The 15,469-nt window shown below is 42.1% G+C and carries 19 protein-coding genes; 6 read left to right on the top strand and 13 right to left on the bottom strand.

Annotation, left to right across the window (positions count from 1 at the left end; genetic code table 11):
- Positions 1–3: 3 nt before the first annotated feature.
- Together B1s21160_RS01115 and B1s21160_RS01110 are read right to left on the bottom strand one after the other, a co-directional pair.
- A complete protein-coding gene (locus B1s21160_RS01115; protein WP_095672055.1) occupies positions 4–849 on the bottom strand; it encodes a PHP domain-containing protein in 846 nt (281 codons plus the stop codon).
- Positions 850–1,758, bottom strand: a complete 909-nt coding sequence (locus tag B1s21160_RS01110; RefSeq protein WP_095672054.1) for a DMT family transporter — start codon at positions 1,756–1,758, stop codon at positions 850–852.
- A gap of 64 nt (positions 1,759–1,822) precedes the next feature.
- Between B1s21160_RS01110 and B1s21160_RS01105 the strand changes: the two genes are divergently transcribed.
- Both B1s21160_RS01105 and B1s21160_RS01100 read left to right on the top strand, forming a co-directional pair.
- Entirely contained in the window at positions 1,823–3,097 is a 1,275-nt protein-coding gene (locus tag B1s21160_RS01105; RefSeq protein WP_041887333.1) for a magnesium transporter MgtE N-terminal domain-containing protein, read from the top strand.
- Positions 3,098–3,099: 2 nt separating this feature from the next.
- Positions 3,100–3,594 carry a DUF1003 domain-containing protein gene (locus B1s21160_RS01100; RefSeq protein ID WP_041887334.1) on the top strand — a complete coding sequence of 165 codons (495 nt, stop codon included), beginning with the start codon at positions 3,100–3,102 and terminating at the stop codon, positions 3,592–3,594.
- On the opposite strand, the gene B1s21160_RS01095 is transcribed toward B1s21160_RS01100, so the two are convergent.
- The 9 genes from B1s21160_RS01095 to B1s21160_RS01055 form a co-directional block, all read right to left on the bottom strand.
- Positions 3,591–4,706 (bottom strand): Mrp/NBP35 family ATP-binding protein, encoded by a 1,116-nt coding sequence (locus tag B1s21160_RS01095; protein ID WP_041887336.1) that lies wholly within the window; start codon positions 4,704–4,706, stop codon positions 3,591–3,593. The genes B1s21160_RS01100 and B1s21160_RS01095 overlap by 4 nt on opposite strands.
- Positions 4,703–4,999, bottom strand: coding sequence for a sec-independent translocase (locus tag B1s21160_RS01090; protein ID WP_095672053.1), 297 nt, complete (start codon positions 4,997–4,999; stop codon positions 4,703–4,705). The genes B1s21160_RS01095 and B1s21160_RS01090 overlap by 4 nt, the downstream gene beginning before the upstream one ends.
- Positions 5,000–5,004: 5 nt before the next feature.
- Positions 5,005–6,129, bottom strand: coding sequence for a S1C family serine protease (locus B1s21160_RS01085; RefSeq protein WP_041887340.1), 1,125 nt, complete (start codon positions 6,127–6,129; stop codon positions 5,005–5,007).
- The gene (locus tag B1s21160_RS01080; protein ID WP_095672052.1) at positions 6,130–6,786 is read right to left on the bottom strand and encodes an O-methyltransferase; all 657 of its coding nucleotides are present in this window, start codon (positions 6,784–6,786) and stop codon (positions 6,130–6,132) included.
- Entirely contained in the window at positions 6,768–8,261 is a 1,494-nt protein-coding gene (locus B1s21160_RS01075) for a leucyl aminopeptidase family protein (protein ID WP_041887342.1), read from the bottom strand. Before B1s21160_RS01075 ends, B1s21160_RS01080 begins: the two co-directional genes overlap by 19 nt.
- Positions 8,262–8,288: 27 nt before the next feature.
- Positions 8,289–8,468 carry a DUF3117 domain-containing protein gene (locus B1s21160_RS01070; protein WP_009612632.1) on the bottom strand — a complete coding sequence of 60 codons (180 nt, stop codon included), beginning with the start codon at positions 8,466–8,468 and terminating at the stop codon, positions 8,289–8,291.
- A 99-nt stretch (positions 8,469–8,567) separates the two neighbouring features.
- On the bottom strand, positions 8,568–8,765 hold the full coding sequence (locus tag B1s21160_RS01065; RefSeq protein ID WP_041887344.1) for an RNA polymerase sigma factor: 198 nt from the start codon (positions 8,763–8,765) through the stop codon (positions 8,568–8,570).
- 36 nt (positions 8,766–8,801) lie between these two features.
- On the bottom strand, positions 8,802–9,263 hold the full coding sequence (locus B1s21160_RS01060) for an SRPBCC family protein (protein WP_041887345.1): 462 nt from the start codon (positions 9,261–9,263) through the stop codon (positions 8,802–8,804).
- Complete coding sequence (locus B1s21160_RS01055; protein ID WP_041887347.1) at positions 9,260–9,796, bottom strand: LOG family protein; 537 nt, start codon at positions 9,794–9,796, stop codon at positions 9,260–9,262. Before B1s21160_RS01055 ends, B1s21160_RS01060 begins: the two co-directional genes overlap by 4 nt.
- A gap of 44 nt (positions 9,797–9,840) precedes the next feature.
- Between B1s21160_RS01055 and dapD the strand changes: the two genes are divergently transcribed.
- Positions 9,841–10,773, top strand: a complete 933-nt coding sequence (gene dapD / locus B1s21160_RS01050; protein WP_095672051.1) for a 2,3,4,5-tetrahydropyridine-2,6-dicarboxylate N-succinyltransferase — start codon at positions 9,841–9,843, stop codon at positions 10,771–10,773.
- Here the strand turns inward: dapD and B1s21160_RS01045 are convergent.
- Positions 10,770–11,744: a glycosyltransferase family 2 protein gene (locus B1s21160_RS01045; protein ID WP_190276952.1), complete on the bottom strand. Its 975-nt coding sequence runs from the start codon at positions 11,742–11,744 to the stop codon at positions 10,770–10,772. The genes dapD and B1s21160_RS01045 overlap by 4 nt on opposite strands.
- A gap of 59 nt (positions 11,745–11,803) precedes the next feature.
- Here B1s21160_RS01045 and B1s21160_RS01040 point away from each other — a divergent pair, with 59 nt between their 5' ends.
- From B1s21160_RS01040 to B1s21160_RS01030, 3 genes are read left to right on the top strand one after another with little or no spacing between them, the layout of a single operon-like run.
- Entirely contained in the window at positions 11,804–12,904 is a 1,101-nt protein-coding gene (locus B1s21160_RS01040) for an LCP family protein (protein WP_095672050.1), read from the top strand.
- A gap of 28 nt (positions 12,905–12,932) precedes the next feature.
- Positions 12,933–14,249 carry a UDP-glucose dehydrogenase family protein gene (locus B1s21160_RS01035; protein WP_095672049.1) on the top strand — a complete coding sequence of 439 codons (1,317 nt, stop codon included), beginning with the start codon at positions 12,933–12,935 and terminating at the stop codon, positions 14,247–14,249.
- Positions 14,242–14,634 (top strand): CoA-binding protein, encoded by a 393-nt coding sequence (locus B1s21160_RS01030; protein ID WP_041887354.1) that lies wholly within the window; start codon positions 14,242–14,244, stop codon positions 14,632–14,634. The genes B1s21160_RS01035 and B1s21160_RS01030 overlap by 8 nt, the downstream gene beginning before the upstream one ends.
- Here B1s21160_RS01030 and B1s21160_RS01025 read toward each other — a convergent pair whose 3' ends face one another.
- Positions 14,635–15,456 carry a 5-(carboxyamino)imidazole ribonucleotide synthase gene (locus B1s21160_RS01025; protein WP_041887356.1) on the bottom strand — a complete coding sequence of 274 codons (822 nt, stop codon included), beginning with the start codon at positions 15,454–15,456 and terminating at the stop codon, positions 14,635–14,637.
- Between the last annotated feature and the right edge of the window lie 13 nt (positions 15,457–15,469).

The following is a 15,469-nucleotide window of genomic DNA, read 5'->3' as shown; positions in this document are numbered from 1 at the left end:
TACTTAAACCTTAACTACCCTACGGGCGTTTGCCCTTGATTCAAGTTTTTCCCATTGCTCCGGGTTGGTGGTGTACTCAGCCAAAGTATTGAGCTTGCCGTTACCGTGATAATCGCTGGCGCCAGTCATAACTAAATTAAACTCTTGCGCAAGTTCAATCAACGCCTTTTTTTCATCAGGTGAGTGATCTCGGTGGTCCACCTCAACCCCATCCAAGCCAGCTGTTATTAGAGAACCAAAGGTTTGAATTGAGATGGTTCGACCACGATGAGATGCCATCGGATGGGCAATCACTGATACTCCACCGGCAGCCTTGATCAACTTAATTACCGCTTCAGGTGATGGCGAGTGGTGGGATACGTAATATTTTGATTTGTTATGCAGCATCTGTGCGAAAACTTCTTCACGATTATTAAAGACTCCCTTTATAATTAGTGCATCAGCAAGATGTGGTCTACCCAGAGTTGCCCCATCTGATAATTGCGCCAACACCTCTGCCATTGTGATATCTATTCCTGCCGCATTAATTCGGGCAATAATTTTTTCCATTCTGCCATATCTGTTTTCTCTAGTCTGCTCCATTACATTAGTGAGCTCTTGATTTTCTGGATCAAACAGCAGTCCTAAAATGTGAACGCTAATACCATCAGAGGTTTGGCAGGATATTTCAGCACCAGGTGCAAGTGAGATGCCGGGACGAAGTGCTGCCACCGCCTCTTGCCAGCCGGCAGTTGAATCATGGTCAGTTAATCCCAAAATTGAAATTCCAGCCGCTAGTGCTTTGTTGACAAGTTCAGTAGGTGTATCAGTACCATCACTGCAATTGGTGTGGGTATGTAAATCAATCATCTATTTAATTTCATTTACACTACTTGATTTATTAGAACGTAATACGAATAAGGTGCAGCCAAAAAGCAGCCCGATGATTCCAGGAATTGTGCCCGATGGTGGTTGTTGTCCTAACCAAATATAAGCCAAGATAGCGCTCACGGGAACTTCAAAAAATACAACTAGGGAAACAACTGCAGGGGAAACTCTTTTTAAGGTGAAATTAAATAATGTATGCCCCAAAAATTGGGCGCCCAATATTAATCCTGCCAGCAAGATCCACTCAGCTGTGGAAAACCCAGTGAGTGCCGAATTACTTAATATAGCCACCGGAAAAATTAAAACCGCACAGGTGGCGAAACAGATTGTTGTAAAGGTTGAGGTAGAGATCTCTCTTTGAACTCTAGCCCCAATCATCATGTAAGCCGCCCCTACTGCGCCACCAAAGACCGCCAACATGTCTCCTTGAAAGGCGCGTACTGAAAGATTTAAATCTACGCCGGTGATCAAAACTACCGAGAAAAATGCAATCACCATGCCACCGATTGATTTGTTTGGAATGTGCCCACCTGTAAGTTTTATAAATAATGCCGCAAATATTGGTTGAGTGGCAGTCAGTGCAGTGCCAGTTGCCACACTAGTCAACTTCATGGCCCAAAAGAAACAAATAAAATGTGTGGCAAGTAAAACCCCGGCCAATACCGACCAACGTATTGCATTTCGTTGGGTAGCAGTTTTCCACTCACCCCTAGCAAGTGCGAAGGGCAGCATTACTAATGCACCCACTAAGTTTCGCCAGAAAATTAAGGTAGGAATTGGCATGGTGCTTTTCGCGATTATTGGACCTGAGGAGCCGATTCCGATCACGCCAAGAAACAGAAATGGGATATCACGCCCAGTTGGTAATTTGGTGTGGTCTTGATCTTTCATAGGTAAAACCTATCTGCAAATTAATTATTATTATGAATTGGTATCTAGACGATACCCTTATCCCATGAATACAAGTAAAGGTTCAATCCTAAATCGTGTATTCCTAGCCCGATTAGCTGGTACTGGGGTCTTTGACCCAAATGGTGATCAACTTGGCAAGGTTAGGGATGCGGTCGCAACTTTGCGTAGCAACAATCAACCACCAAGAATTCTTGGTTTGATTATCGAAGTTCCTCCACGCAAGCGAATCTTTATTCCTATCACTCGAGTAACCTCGATTAATAATGGTCACGTAATAATCACTGGGTTATTAAATATGCGTAGATTTGAACCACGTGCCAATGAGATAACTGTGCTCTCAGAGATGCTTGATCGAACGGTTACATTAAATGATAGTGAAGAAAAAGTTACTGTTGAAGATATTGCAATGGAGCTATCTAAAACTGGGGATTGGTTTATTGAGCATATTCACATAATGCACCGTGGAACTGGATTCAGAAAGCGTGGAAATTACTCAACCCTCTTGTGGTCAGAGATTTCAGGGATTACTACTACTGAAAGTAATCAGGGCGTTAACAACCTACTTGGAACGCTGGCAAATTTACGACCAGCTGATTTAGCCTCCGTGATTCTTGAATTAAATACCAAGCGCAGAGTAGAGATTGCTCGCGCGTTAGATGATGAGCGGCTGGCGGATGTTCTGGAGGAGATGGATGAAACTTCCAGAGTTGCTTTACTTGCAGAGCTTGAAGGAGAACGAGCCGCTGATGTTTTGGAGGAGATGGATCCAGATGATGCTGCAGATTTGCTGCGTGAGATTGGAAAAGAGAAAGCACAAAAGCTTTTAGCGCTGATGGAGCCAGAGGATGCAGAAGATGTTGCACGTTTAATGGATTATGAGGATTACACAGCTGGTGGAATGATGACGACCGAGCCAATTGTTTTAACAGCTGATGCAACAGTTGCTGAAGCATTATCTCGAGTTAGATTATCTGAAGTTGCACCTGGGCTTGCTTCTCAAGTTTTTGTTTGCCGGCCACCAGTTGAAACACCAACTGGCAGATTAATGGGTGTGGTGCATTTTCAACGCTTACTACGCGAGCCACCAGCAACTTTGTTGGGTGGAATATTAGATTCAGATATCACTCCACTTGCACCTGAGACTGCATTAAATGAGGTTGCATCACACCTAGCAAGTTATAACCTCTTAGCTGCGCCAATCGTGGACACAAATGAGCGGTTACTGGGCGCAGTAACAGTCGATGACGTACTAGATCACTTATTGCCAGAAAACTGGCGTCATAAAGATTTAGTTAAAGCAGAAACCATGGAGGAGTAATCATGGCAAAAGCAAAAATTAACAAGAATTCACTGGAGTTTCCACGTGAATCTCGTAGAACCCTAAAACCATCTTACGATCCAGAGACCTTTGGTCGATGGTCGGAGCGATTTGCAAGATTCTTGGGAACATCTAGATTCTTGGTATATATGACTACTTTTGTACTATTTTGGGTCACCTGGAATTCACTCGCGCCTGATAATTTAAAGTTTGATAATTATCCATTTATATTCTTAACATTAATTCTCTCGCTGCAAGCATCCTACGCTGCGCCGTTGATTTTGCTTGCGCAAAATCGTCAAACTGATCGAGATCGTGTGCAGAACAAAGAGGATCGGGAGCGAAATGAACAAAACTTGGCAGATACTGAGTACTTAACACGTGAATTGGCCAGTCTACGAACTGCAATTGGTGAGGTAACAACTCGAGAGTATTTGCATGGTGAAATAGCTGATGCGATTGAGGAAATTGTTCAAAAAATAAACAAAAAGCCTTAAGTATTTACATTAAGCCTAACTCCAACTAAGGATTTAGGTCTAATAATTATTCTATCTAGAATCCCGTCAAAAATATCCATCACTTTTTGATCTGCCAACACTATTGGCTTTCCCTGATCCCCGCCCTCACGCAGCTCAGCATTAAATGGCACTTTTGCTAGCAGTGGCACATCTGCGCCAACTAATTCACTCAATCTTTTAGCAGTTTCTTCCCCTCCACCTGAACCAAATATTGAAATCTTTTCACCACACTTTGCACAAGTGGTGTCAGACATATTTTCAATTACACCAATTACTGGCTGTTTTATTTGGTGTGCGATGCGGCCAGCTCGTTCGGCGACCTCTGCCGCCGCAATTTGTGGTGTGGTGACAACAATAATTTCAGATCCAGGGATTAATTGACCGAGTGAAATTGCGATATCACCGGTGCCGGGTGGTAAGTCAAGAAGAAGTAAATCTAAGTCCCCCCAATAAGCATCACTTAATAATTGCTCAAGTACTCGGTGCAGGAGCGGACCACGATATGCAACTGGGTCTGATCTTTCTGGTTTAAACATCTCCATTGAAACAACCTTTACACCGTAATTTTCAACTGGAATAAAGGTTTGATCAATTGCAGTGGGTCTTTTATCTAAAATTCCCATAAGTCTTGGAATTGAATGGCCATAAACATCTGCATCTAAAATTCCTACCTTAAGGCCACGCTTTGCTGCTGCCACCGCCAAATTAACAGTCACAGATGATTTGCCTACACCACCTTTACCTGACGCAATACCTAAAACTCTAGTTAAGGAATCAGGTTGGGCAAATGGAATAAACTTTTCACGTCCGCCCCTGATTATTTTCTTTACATTATTTCGTTGTTCTTCACTCATTACACCAAAAATAACCTCAATTGAAGTAACTTCTTTGATATCACTAAGTGCCTTGGTGATATCTGCTTTTAATCGATCCTTCATTGGGCAACCAACTATTGTTAATAAAATGCCGATCTTTGCTGCCCCGGATGAAAAATCTACCGACTCCACCATTCCTAGCTCAGGTAGTGGCTTATGAAGCTCTGGGTCGATCACATTCCCTAGTGCTTCTCTGATTAAATCAGTGGTACTCATAAAATATCTGGATCTATTCTAGGTTTTGGCTTAGCATCAAAATCTGACTTATCGATTACATCAGAGATATGTTTTTTGATTAAAGCTTTTGGATGCAGGTCCTGAACCTGTAAATCCTCATAGCCAGGCCCAAGGTTATCCTTTATTTCATTTGTCACTTTTTGTGCCATTTTTTTAATTTTAATTAATAATCTAGCCGCATCAGCTGCCACAGTTGGCATTCTGTCTGGACCAATTAAAATCATGCCCACCACAATAAGTGCAAGGATTTCACCGCCACCAATGTTAAACATATTTCCTACCCCTTTGATGCAGCAAGCGTAACGGTTGTTTGACGGGTAATATTATTTCGTTGGTATTGAATAGTTACTTTATCGCCCACACTTTTGCTGCGAATCATCACAATTAATTCATCTGAGTTTTCGACCTCAACTCCACCAAACTCAATGATTACATCCCCTTCTTTTAAGCCAGCTTTATCTGCTGGTCCACCAGGTGTGACGCCAGCTCCTTCACTGCTTATTAGCGCACCAGTGCCGGTAAATCTAGAATCTACTGAAATTCCCATAATTGGATAGGTGGCAGATCCTGTTGCGATCAACTGCTCCGCGGTTTTCTTTGCTTGGTTAATCGGAATTGCAAAACCCAGTCCGATTGAACCTGCTTGGCTAGTAAAACCAAGTGTTGCAATCGCTGAATTTACGCCAACTACCGCACCTGTGGCATCAACTAGCGGACCTCCTGAATTTCCTGGATTAATAGCCGCATCAGTTTGAAGTGCATTAATGAAGGAGCTCTCACCACTACCACTTCCAGTAGTAACAGCTCGATTTTTAGAACTGATAATTCCTGAAGTGACAGTTCCTGATAAGCCAAGTGGTGAACCAATTGCAATCACCGCATCCCCTACTTGCACTTGATCACTGTTTCCTAGCTGCAAAGTTGGTGCTGATATCACCTCTATTTTTAGTATTGCTAAATCATATGAACTATCTCGCCCAATCAATTTTGCTGGATATTTTTTACCATCAGATAGTTTCACATTGATACTCCCACCCCTGGCAGCCGCATCAATCACATGGTTATTAGTCAAAATAAATCCATCACTATCAAAAAAGAAACCAGATCCAGTACCTGAGCCATTTACACCTTTGACTGAAATCGAAACCACCGCCGGAATCACTCGAGCAGCAAGGGCTGCTATCGAATCTGGCGCCCGCTCTACTGAATTATTTGTCTGGACTAAGTTTGCACCCAAGTTGGTAGAACTGTTGCGACCAACTACTGCTCCAATACCGCCGGCAATAATCGCTATTACTATTGCGAGCACAAAAAAATTGGAGTTACTTCTCACCCTTACTAATTGTGCAGGCTTTGTCTGTGCACTGCTCTGCCACCATGGAGTATCTGATGGTGGCTTCATTTAAGGAAGTTTATTGGCAACTAATATGCCGGCGCCAATTGGAATCACTGTGGCTGTCCATCGTTCATCCTCTTTTACGACCTTAATCACATCACGCCTTGCAATACTCTCAGGATCTCGTTGAGTTGGATCCACCACTTTACCGCCGCTTAACACCTGGTCAATAATTAGTAATCCACCAGTTTTTAACAATCGATGAGACTCTTGCACCATATCAAATAGATCTAAAGCTGGTCGAATGATAATTAAATCATAGGAGTTATCAGCTAATTTTCCGATTACCTCGATTAATTTCCCAGTAATGATTCGATACTTTGTAGATGAGATATCAGCATCTTCAAATACTGTGCGAGCAATTTTTGAGTGTTCTCGTTCAGAATCAATTGTGGTCAACACCGCATCATCAGACATCCCACTTAAAAGCCAAAGCCCACCAACTCCTGATCCGGTTCCAATTTCTACAACAGATTTAGCTTTTAATAGTTGAGCTGTAAACTTTAGAAAATTTCCTACCGCAGCAGTTGGATCAGTTGCTCCTACCTCTTGACCATTAGCCCTTGCTTGTTGCTTGAAATAATCTTCATGTGCAAAACTCTCCGCATATGCGTTCATATCTGTGCGTAGTGAAGTTGAATCTTTCAAAATGTTGCCAGCCACTCAATTAACAACCTAACACCAAAACCTGTTCCACCTTTAATGTTTTCACCCGCATCAACCTCTGATCTACCTGTGCCAGCAATATCAAGATGGACCCAGTTGCGTTCACCGACAAACTTTTCTAAAAATAAAGCAGCGGTGATTGAACCAGCTGAGAAGCCCATTTTGTCTGCTAAATGATTTAAATCTGCCACCTCACTTTGCAAAGCTTGTGCATAATCATCAACTAATGGCATATGCCATACTTTTTCACCAACGTTGTTGCCAACTTCAAATAATCGCTTAGCTAAACTGTTTTTTCTGGTGTACATCGCAGCATATTGGCGGCCAAGGCCTAATGTTGCAGCACCGGTAAGAGTTGCTACATCTATTAAATAATCTGGATCAAGTGTTAAATCTGCATAAGCAAGTCCATCTGCTAAAACTAATCTGCCTTCAGCATCAGTATTTAACACCTCAACAGTAGTACCGCCATAATGTTTAATTACATCAGATGGGCGCTGGGCCGTCGCAGATAAAGCGTTCTCTGCGACCATTAATAATGTAGTCACCTTAACTTTTGGTTTAATTCTTGCAAGTGCAACAGTTGCGCACAAAACAGCTGCAGCCCCTGCCATATCACTCTTCATACCAACCATGGTGTCGTAGGGGCGCTTCAATGAAACGCCACCAGTATCAAAGGTAATTCCCTTGCCAACCAATACAACATGAGGCCAAGCAGATGAACCTTTTGGTGCATAGGTAAGTTCAATTAATCTTGGACCTGGATTGGGAGATGAGTTTCCAACTGCTACTAAGCCACCAAAATCCTTTATTGCCCGACCAGATTTAATGCTTAGCGAAAGACTGGAACTTTTTGCCTTAGAAACCATGGCAGTTGCTTGTTTTGCTAGCCACTCTGGATTCTTAATATTTGATGGCGTGTGGATAAGATCTCGCGCCTGCCATACAGCTGATGCCAAAACATCAGCACGCTCAATCTCGGCTTCAAAATCACCATAAATTACAAACTCGGGCTTCTTATCTTTTTGATCACTCTTTAGTGAGTACTGATAATTAGATAACGTAAATGCCACTGCCGCTGTAGTTACTAGCTTCTTATCGCTTACCAGCGCAGAAAGCAGTAAAGCATTACTTGATTTAACCCGCCTACCTAGAGCGGCGGCGGCTTTGCGGACATCATTTTGATTTTCTTCACCAACTCCAACTAAATATATGCGCTTTAGTGAGCCTGCTGATAATGGGACCTCAATAATTTCCCCAGCTTTTGCCGCAAAATCAGGCCAATTACCTAACTCTATGTTTAAATCTAATTTGGTGAAATTTGTAAGTGCCGTTAAAAACCTACTCTTGCTGATTTGTATTTTTTCACCAGCAAGCACTGGCAGTGCCACAGCTGTAAAACGAGTGAACTCCAAATCATCTTCTGGAAGGTAAGAAAGTTTTGGATATAGATCTGGGAGTTTTTGAGCCATAACCCTGAGTTAAATTAGTTCAGTCGGTTACTTTTTTACTAATGCAACAGCAGCTTGTAATACATTTCCAAGATTGGTTGCCTCTTCCACATTTAACTCAACGACTAATCTGCCGCCACCCTCAAGTGGAATTCGCATCACCATGGAACGAGCCTCTTTGGTGACCTCCATTGGACCATCACCAGTTCTTGGTTTCATCGCTGCCATTTAACTCTCCCCTGCCAAAATTATTAATTCCAGATCATTCTTAGTAGAGGGGCAATTATCCCCTATATACCTGCGGGTGGGAAATCCTTATAAATAACCTTAAGAAATCAAGCCAATTAGGCGGGATCTGCCTGATGTGATAACTGAAATAACCGCCCGTTCGGGCACTTCAAGTTTTGCCGCAATCTCAGATGTACTGATCATATTTACAAAGTGCAATGTCAAAATCAGCCGTTCCTCTTCTGGCAATGTGGCAATCAGTTCAGCGATCGTCTTACTGTTGCCCTCAGATGCCATGTATAAAGATTACTCGGCAGGGCCAATACTTTCGACCTAAGCCGAAACTTGTCGACTAAATCGCCGCAGTGAGAGCCAGACTCCGATTAGCAACATCGGCTTAATAAACAACAAAACTATTGCTGGAGCCAAAATCTCCTCCTGCCAGTAAAACACTGTTCCACCACGTACTGGTTTCAATTCAAATTTTCCAGTGCCTCTAATTACTCTGCCAATATGAACCACCTCGCAAATTACTGGTGGTTTCCACTTAGTTATCTCCATAGTGTCTAAAATCCCTAATTTTAAATTTGGATATAGCTTTGGAAATAATCCAGTAAAGGCAAATATCAAAACTCCTTTGCCATTCTTAACAGTTCTATCTTGATCTAACTCTGACCAGACCTTAGTTTGAAGCATCCAATTACTTTGACCTTGCCAGTCAACCAATGCACCCCAGACAGTTTTGATTGGCTTATTAATCTTAATTGTCAGCGAGAGATTTGAAAGTTTATTCATTTTATTCTGATCGCCTCAATTGTTGTTGGAATATCGCTGCACCAACTAACCAGTTCAGCTTGGCCTGCTTTCATAAAATTTTGGGCTGCAAGATGGTCGATAGCAACCTGTAATGGTGCATAAACTCCAGTGGGATCACATACTGCGATAGGTTTGTGGTGAAACTTTAAATATCTACCGACCCAAATTTCAAAAAACTCCTCCAATGTGCCGATACCACCAGGCAAAATAATAAATGCCTCTGCTAAATCCTCAATTTTTGCTTTTCTGGTGCGCATATTTGTAACCACATGCATATTTGTAGCATCTGTATCTTCAAACTCAACCTTCTTCAACCCTTCTGGAATCACACCAATTGTCGCTGCTCCGGTAGATCTTGCACCTTTTGCAACCTCTCCCATCATTGAGGCTTTGCCACCACCCCAAACTAGATCCCAACCTTGATCGCCAATTGCTTTTCCAATATTAAATGCCAATTCCAGTGAAGTTTGTGGAATATTGGGAGCAGATGAGCAGAATACTGATACGCGCATGAAATTAGTCTATTGCCTTCCATGCACTTTGATACCGTTGGCTAATGAACGCTAGCCAAAGCACCGCATATGGCTTTGGTATTGCCACCCAAAACCTTTCAGCTTCAACCCTTGAGTGTTCCTTCTATCAATTAGGTCTTGGCAATCCACCAACAAATAACATGGATAGTAATTTCAAATCCTTAATTGGTGAAGATCCAATCCGTAAGGTTAAACGGGTTGCAATTGAGGTAAAGAGTAATCTCAACGATAAGCCAAAAGATGCTGCAGATGTCTACTTAAGATTGCATCTACTCTCTCATCGGTTAGTTAAACCAAATAGTATTAATTTAGACGGAATTTTCTCCTTACTTTCAAATGTGGTTTGGACATCAGCTGGGGCTTGTGAAGTTGAGGGCTTTGAGAAAGTAAGGCCACAATTACAGAGCAAGTTTCAAAACCTCACCATTTACGGTGTAGATAAATTCCCAAGAATGGTTGATTATGTAATTCCAGCGGGCGTGAGAATTGCAGATGGTGACCGGGTCCGACTAGGTGCTTACTTATCTGCTGGCACAACTGTCATGCATGAAGGCTTTGTAAATTTTAACGCTGGCACCTTAGGTAAATCTATGGTGGAGGGAAGGATTAGTGCCGGAGTAGTAGTTGGCGATGGCAGTGATATTGGTGGCGGTGCCTCGATTATGGGCACCTTAAGTGGCGGTGGCAAAGAGATTATTTCTATTGGCGAAAGAACTTTACTGGGGGCAAACTCTGGGGTTGGAATTTCGCTAGGTAATGATTGTGTAGTTGAGGCGGGAAATTATGTCACTGCTGGATCAAAAATAACGTTACCAGATGGAAAAATAGTTAAGGCTAAAGAGTTAAGTGGCGCCAATAACTTGTTGTTTCGGCGCAATTCGCAAACTGGATCACTTGAAGTGCTGCCAAAAACTGGTAGCTGGGGTGGCTTAAATTCAGTACTGCACAAAAATTAATCTTTAAATAGTTTTTTAGGCGAGGTAAGAAAACCCACTCCCCATGAAAAATGCATAGTTGCCAGTACAAATGGCATGATCAATCTATCAACTAATTTCTTTCCGATTAGAAATCCGCCGATAAGTAATAGAAAAATGTAAGCAAGGCTGGGCAATATTAGAATTCGGTTTATAAATAATCCGGTAAATATAGATACTAGAGTTATGACAACTGCAATCGGTGGAGCAAGGTATCGATAATTAACCGTCTGTGGATGCTGACGAGCAATAACTCTGCGCCAGCGACCGTATTGGAAATACTGTTTAGCTAATTTACTAAATGAGTTACGTGGTCGGTAGGTAACAATTAATCGTGGATCAAACCAAATTAAACCGCCCTGCTTTCGCATTCGATGGTTTAATTCCCAATCTTGTGCCCTGATATAACGCTCATCAAAACCACCGGCTGCAATAATCGCAGATTTCTTAAATACTCCAAGATAAACAGTGTCGGAAGCACCAGCTTTACCGCCTGTGTGAAATTTGGATGGTCCAACACCTAATTTAGATCGCATTGCTTGTGCGATGGTTCTTTGCAAGCCAAACTCACTATTGGCGTACATCAATCCACCCACATTTACCGCACCCGTCTCTTGCATAATCAAAACTGCAGTTTTTATATAAGCTCTGTCTATCTCTGAATGCCCATCAATCCGACAGATAATTTCATAAGAGCTAGATTTAATAGCTAAATTTAATCCCCGTGCGGTCTGTCCAGTTGGATTATCAACCAACTTAATTCGGGTGTCACCAGCAGCTATGGTGTTAGCAATTTGCGTAGTTTTATCTATTGATGGCCCAAGGGCCAAAATTATTTCAATACTTCCAAGGTAATCTTGCTGAAGAATTGCTGAGACACAATTTTCCAAATCACGTTCTTCATTAAGAATAGGCAAGATAAACGATACGGATGGTTGTGAAATCTGATTCACCTACCCTCCGATCATTATTTGTGCTCAACTATTCCCTGCCCATAATCTAGGATAAGAAGATGAAATCCTCTCGAAGTATCAAGATATTTACTGGTATTTCGCTCGCGACTTTGGCAATTTCAGCAATTAGTTCTTTGGCTTTTACCACAGTTACGGCATCAATTAACAAGATTGATGCCTTTGCTGGAATTGAAAAACGCCCTGAAAAAATCTCCTCAGCAGTAAATTACTTACTGGTGGGATCAGATACTCGAGAAGGTCTTTCTAAGGCTGAACTAAAAGAGTTAAGAGTTGGATCTGTGGCAACTGCTGCTGGTAAACGATCAGACACAATGCTGCTGGTGCACATTTCTAAAGCTAGAGATAAGGCGGTCTTGATCTCAATACCGCGAGATAGTTTTGCATTAATACCGTCTTATACCACTAAGGCAGGAAGAGTTATTCCTGCCAGACATTCCAAAATAAACTCAGCATTTAATTGGGGTGGTGCACCACTTTTAATCCAAACCATTGAAGAGATGACCCAACTAAAAATTGATCATTATGTTGAGGTTAATTTTGCTGGTTTCGCACAAGTGGTAGACGCACTGGGTGGAATTGAAGTTTGCACCAAAAAAGATATTGATGATCCAAAAAGCCACCTAGTACTAGCGGCTGGGGTTCACACGTTAAACGGAATTGAATCACTTAAGTATGTAAGGACAAGGGAGTTTGATGGCATGGGAGATATTGGCAGGATGCAACGCCAACAAGCATTTATGTCCTCGGTACTTAAAAAGGCTACTAGTGCTGGGGTCTTGCTCAATCCAATTACTATGACTAGCTTTATAAATTCATCCCTTGATGCAGTAACAACTGATGAGGGATTACAAAGTGCAGAGTTAATTTCATTAGCAAAGGGAATGAAATCACTTGCTACCTCAAATATTCGAACTCTCACTGTTCCGCTTTCAGATCTAAATTATTATGCAAATGGTGTGACTGCGTCGGTACTTTGGGATCCAGTTCTAGCGCCAGAGCTATGGAATCGCTTGCGTGAAGATAGGGCGGTAGTTGATGAAGTTCTTCCTTCTGCCTCGCCATCATCTACAAAGGCGGCAAAAGTAGAGGTTATCGATAAGTTTAAAACCCGTACCGCTGAAGATAATATCTGTCGGTAAACAAGTAATTTATAGGTAGGCTCTACATATGGCGTTAAAACTTTCGGTAATTGGCACCGGCTACTTAGGAGCCACGCACGCCGCATGTATGGCTAGCTTGGGGTTTGAGGTAATTGGATATGACACCGATGCCAGCAAGATTGATCTACTAAGTAAAGCAAAGGTTCCATTTTATGAACCAGATTTGGAAGAATTGCTGGCAGAGCAAATAAAATCTGGTCGACTGACCTTTACTAAAAACATTAACGATTTGGCTACCGCAGATATCCACTTTATCTGTGTTGGAACCCCACAAGTAAAGGGTGGTAATGCAGCAGATTTAAGCTATGTGAATTCAGCGCTAGAGGGTATTGCCAAAATTGTTAAGCCGGGCGGCCTCGTGGTTGGTAAGTCAACCGTTCCAGTTGGTACCGCCAGCAAACTTCGAGATAGATTAATTGCATTAAATCCCAAAGCTGATCTGGCATGGAATCCTGAATTTTTACGGGAAGGATTTGCAGTTGAAGATACTTTGAAACCAAACCGATTAGTAGTTGGTGTGATGAGTGATGAGGCAGAGCGAATTTTAAAAGAGGTCTATGCGGCTAACTTGAAAGAAAATACCCCGTGGGTAAGGGCAGATTTACCAACTGCAGAGTTAGTAAAAGTTGCCGCCAACTCATTTTTGGCTACAAAGATTTCATTTATTAATGCCATGGCAGAGGTCTGTGAGGCATCTGGTGGCGACATAACAGTTTTAGCAAAAGCTATTGGATATGACCCAAGAATTGGTAGTCGTTTTTTACAGGCAGGAATTGGTTTTGGTGGCGGTTGCCTGCCAAAAGATATTCGCGCCTTCATGGCACGTGCTGAGGAGTTGGGGGCAAAACAGGCGGTTGAGTTTCTCAAGGAGATTGACGCCATTAATTTACGTGCAAGGCAGCGAATTATTGAATTAGTTCGTAAAGATTTATCAAATGATCTATCTGGAAAGAAGATTGCAGTGCTAGGCGCAGCTTTTAAACCAGATAGTGATGATGTGCGCGACTCACCAGCGTTGGATATATCAGCTCAAATACAAGCAGCCGGTGCGCTCGTGACAGTTCATGATCCAAAAGCAATTGCTAATGCACAAAAGCGCTTTCCTGGATTAAATTATGCACAGGAGATAAATGAGACTTTAAAGGATGCAGAGCTAGTTCTACACCTTACTGAGTGGAAGATCTATCGAGAGCTAAATCCAGTACAGATTAAATCACTAGTGAAAACTCCAATAATCATCGATGGTAGAAATGCATTGGATCGCGAAGCATGGCGTGCTGCGGGATGGAAATTTAGAGCGCTAGGTCGCACAAATCATGAGTGATCAGATTGATCAATTGCTAGCCTTAAAAACTTGGGCGATAGTTGGTTTGAGTAATAACTCTGAACGAGCAGCATATGGTGTTGCAAAAGTTCTAATGGATCGTGGTCATACAGTCATTCCAGTACACCCAAAAGCTGAGAGTGTTCATGGGCAAAAAGGTTATGCAAAACTTGCCGATATTCCAGTATCAATAGATGTGGTAGATATTTTTGTAAACTCAGAGCTTGCAGGCGCAGTAGTTGACGAAGCAATTGCCATCAAATCTAAGGGAGTTTGGCTACAACTTGATGTAATTGACGAGCAAGCAGTTTCTCGAGCAAGCGCTTCCGGATTAATTGCAGTAATGAATCGTTGCCCTGCGATTGAGTATAAAAAGCGAGTCTGACTACTCCTCTATCTCACCACTGTAGTACTGCTGGGCATGAATGATTTCAGTCAGCGCACTTTCCAAATCATCACTGGTGATAGCCACTTGCTTAATTGATTGATCAAACTTTAGCTTTGGATTTCGAGCCATTAAATGTAGGTATGGCCGGTAATCATCACTTGCGGGATCAGTCTTAAGATTTCCAGTAATCACATATTTATCCAATAAATCTGTGCTACCAAGGGGTAAGTCCAAAGCTGCCCGCAAATTTTGCTCATAAAAATTGGTAACGCAACCGATCTGGCTCCAGAATTTTGCATAAGGGGTAATCCAATTGATACTTATTAATTGCTTGTAATCCGTCGCATCAACTAATAATTCAAAACCGCCAATCAACCCCACCTCACCAGCAAGCTTTAATACCGAAAGTTGAATTTCTTGCGATAACTCATCACTTATTCCTGGCAATGGGGTGATTGTTAAATTACTGGTGATAAGAGTTATTGGCCAACTAGCAACCTGAGCATGGGCAGATCTAGTAACTAGAATTGATAAGTGCTCACCAGAAATTTGAACAGTATTTATCTGGTCTAGTTGCTCAAGAGTTTTTGCGGAGGGATAGATCCGCACTCCTGCCCGTTCAGCGGTTTTTACTGAGGCAGTAGAAATTAACTTCGGATCTATAAGTAAAAAGTCACAATCTTCTGCAAATCTGATTAAATCCTCAACTGCTAAAGCCTGGCTTTCAAATTTAAGATTAATTCCAAGTTTTCTCCCCTCATTCAGATAGTTGAATTGGCTCGATTCGTCAGCTACTACTCCAACAAGGGGTAACTTCATGTAATAAGGTTAC

This window comes from Candidatus Nanopelagicus hibericus, from assembly GCF_002288005.1.
Taxonomy (GTDB): Bacteria; Actinomycetota; Actinomycetes; order Nanopelagicales; family Nanopelagicaceae; genus Nanopelagicus; species Nanopelagicus hibericus.
Note: the sequence above shows the minus strand (reverse complement) of the source record. Positions and strands in the feature narration are given on the sequence as shown.

Excerpts from the sequence above, each read along its gene's own strand:
- B1s21160_RS01115 (WP_095672055.1), bottom strand. The coding sequence starts at position 849 with ATGATTGATTTACATACCCACACCAATTGCAGTGATGGTACTGATACA.
- B1s21160_RS01110 (WP_095672054.1), bottom strand. The coding sequence starts at position 1,758 with ATGAAAGATCAAGACCACACCAAATTACCAACTGGGCGTGATATCCCA.
- B1s21160_RS01105 (WP_041887333.1), top strand. The coding sequence starts at position 1,823 with ATGAATACAAGTAAAGGTTCAATCCTAAATCGTGTATTCCTAGCCCGA.
- B1s21160_RS01100 (WP_041887334.1), top strand. The coding sequence starts at position 3,100 with ATGGCAAAAGCAAAAATTAACAAGAATTCACTGGAGTTTCCACGTGAA.
- B1s21160_RS01095 (WP_041887336.1), bottom strand. The coding sequence starts at position 4,706 with ATGAGTACCACTGATTTAATCAGAGAAGCACTAGGGAATGTGATCGAC.
- B1s21160_RS01090 (WP_095672053.1), bottom strand. The coding sequence starts at position 4,999 with ATGTTTAACATTGGTGGCGGTGAAATCCTTGCACTTATTGTGGTGGGC.
- B1s21160_RS01085 (WP_041887340.1), bottom strand. The coding sequence starts at position 6,129 with ATGAAGCCACCATCAGATACTCCATGGTGGCAGAGCAGTGCACAGACA.
- B1s21160_RS01075 (WP_041887342.1), bottom strand. The coding sequence starts at position 8,261 with ATGGCTCAAAAACTCCCAGATCTATATCCAAAACTTTCTTACCTTCCA.
- B1s21160_RS01070 (WP_009612632.1), bottom strand. The coding sequence starts at position 8,468 with ATGGCAGCGATGAAACCAAGAACTGGTGATGGTCCAATGGAGGTCACC.
- B1s21160_RS01065 (WP_041887344.1), bottom strand. The coding sequence starts at position 8,765 with ATGGCATCTGAGGGCAACAGTAAGACGATCGCTGAACTGATTGCCACA.
- B1s21160_RS01060 (WP_041887345.1), bottom strand. The coding sequence starts at position 9,263 with ATGAATAAACTTTCAAATCTCTCGCTGACAATTAAGATTAATAAGCCA.
- B1s21160_RS01055 (WP_041887347.1), bottom strand. The coding sequence starts at position 9,796 with ATGCGCGTATCAGTATTCTGCTCATCTGCTCCCAATATTCCACAAACT.
- dapD (WP_095672051.1), top strand. The coding sequence starts at position 9,841 with ATGAACGCTAGCCAAAGCACCGCATATGGCTTTGGTATTGCCACCCAA.
- B1s21160_RS01040 (WP_095672050.1), top strand. The coding sequence starts at position 11,804 with ATGAAATCCTCTCGAAGTATCAAGATATTTACTGGTATTTCGCTCGCG.
- B1s21160_RS01035 (WP_095672049.1), top strand. The coding sequence starts at position 12,933 with ATGGCGTTAAAACTTTCGGTAATTGGCACCGGCTACTTAGGAGCCACG.
- B1s21160_RS01030 (WP_041887354.1), top strand. The coding sequence starts at position 14,242 with ATGAGTGATCAGATTGATCAATTGCTAGCCTTAAAAACTTGGGCGATA.
- B1s21160_RS01025 (WP_041887356.1), bottom strand. The coding sequence starts at position 15,456 with ATGAAGTTACCCCTTGTTGGAGTAGTAGCTGACGAATCGAGCCAATTC.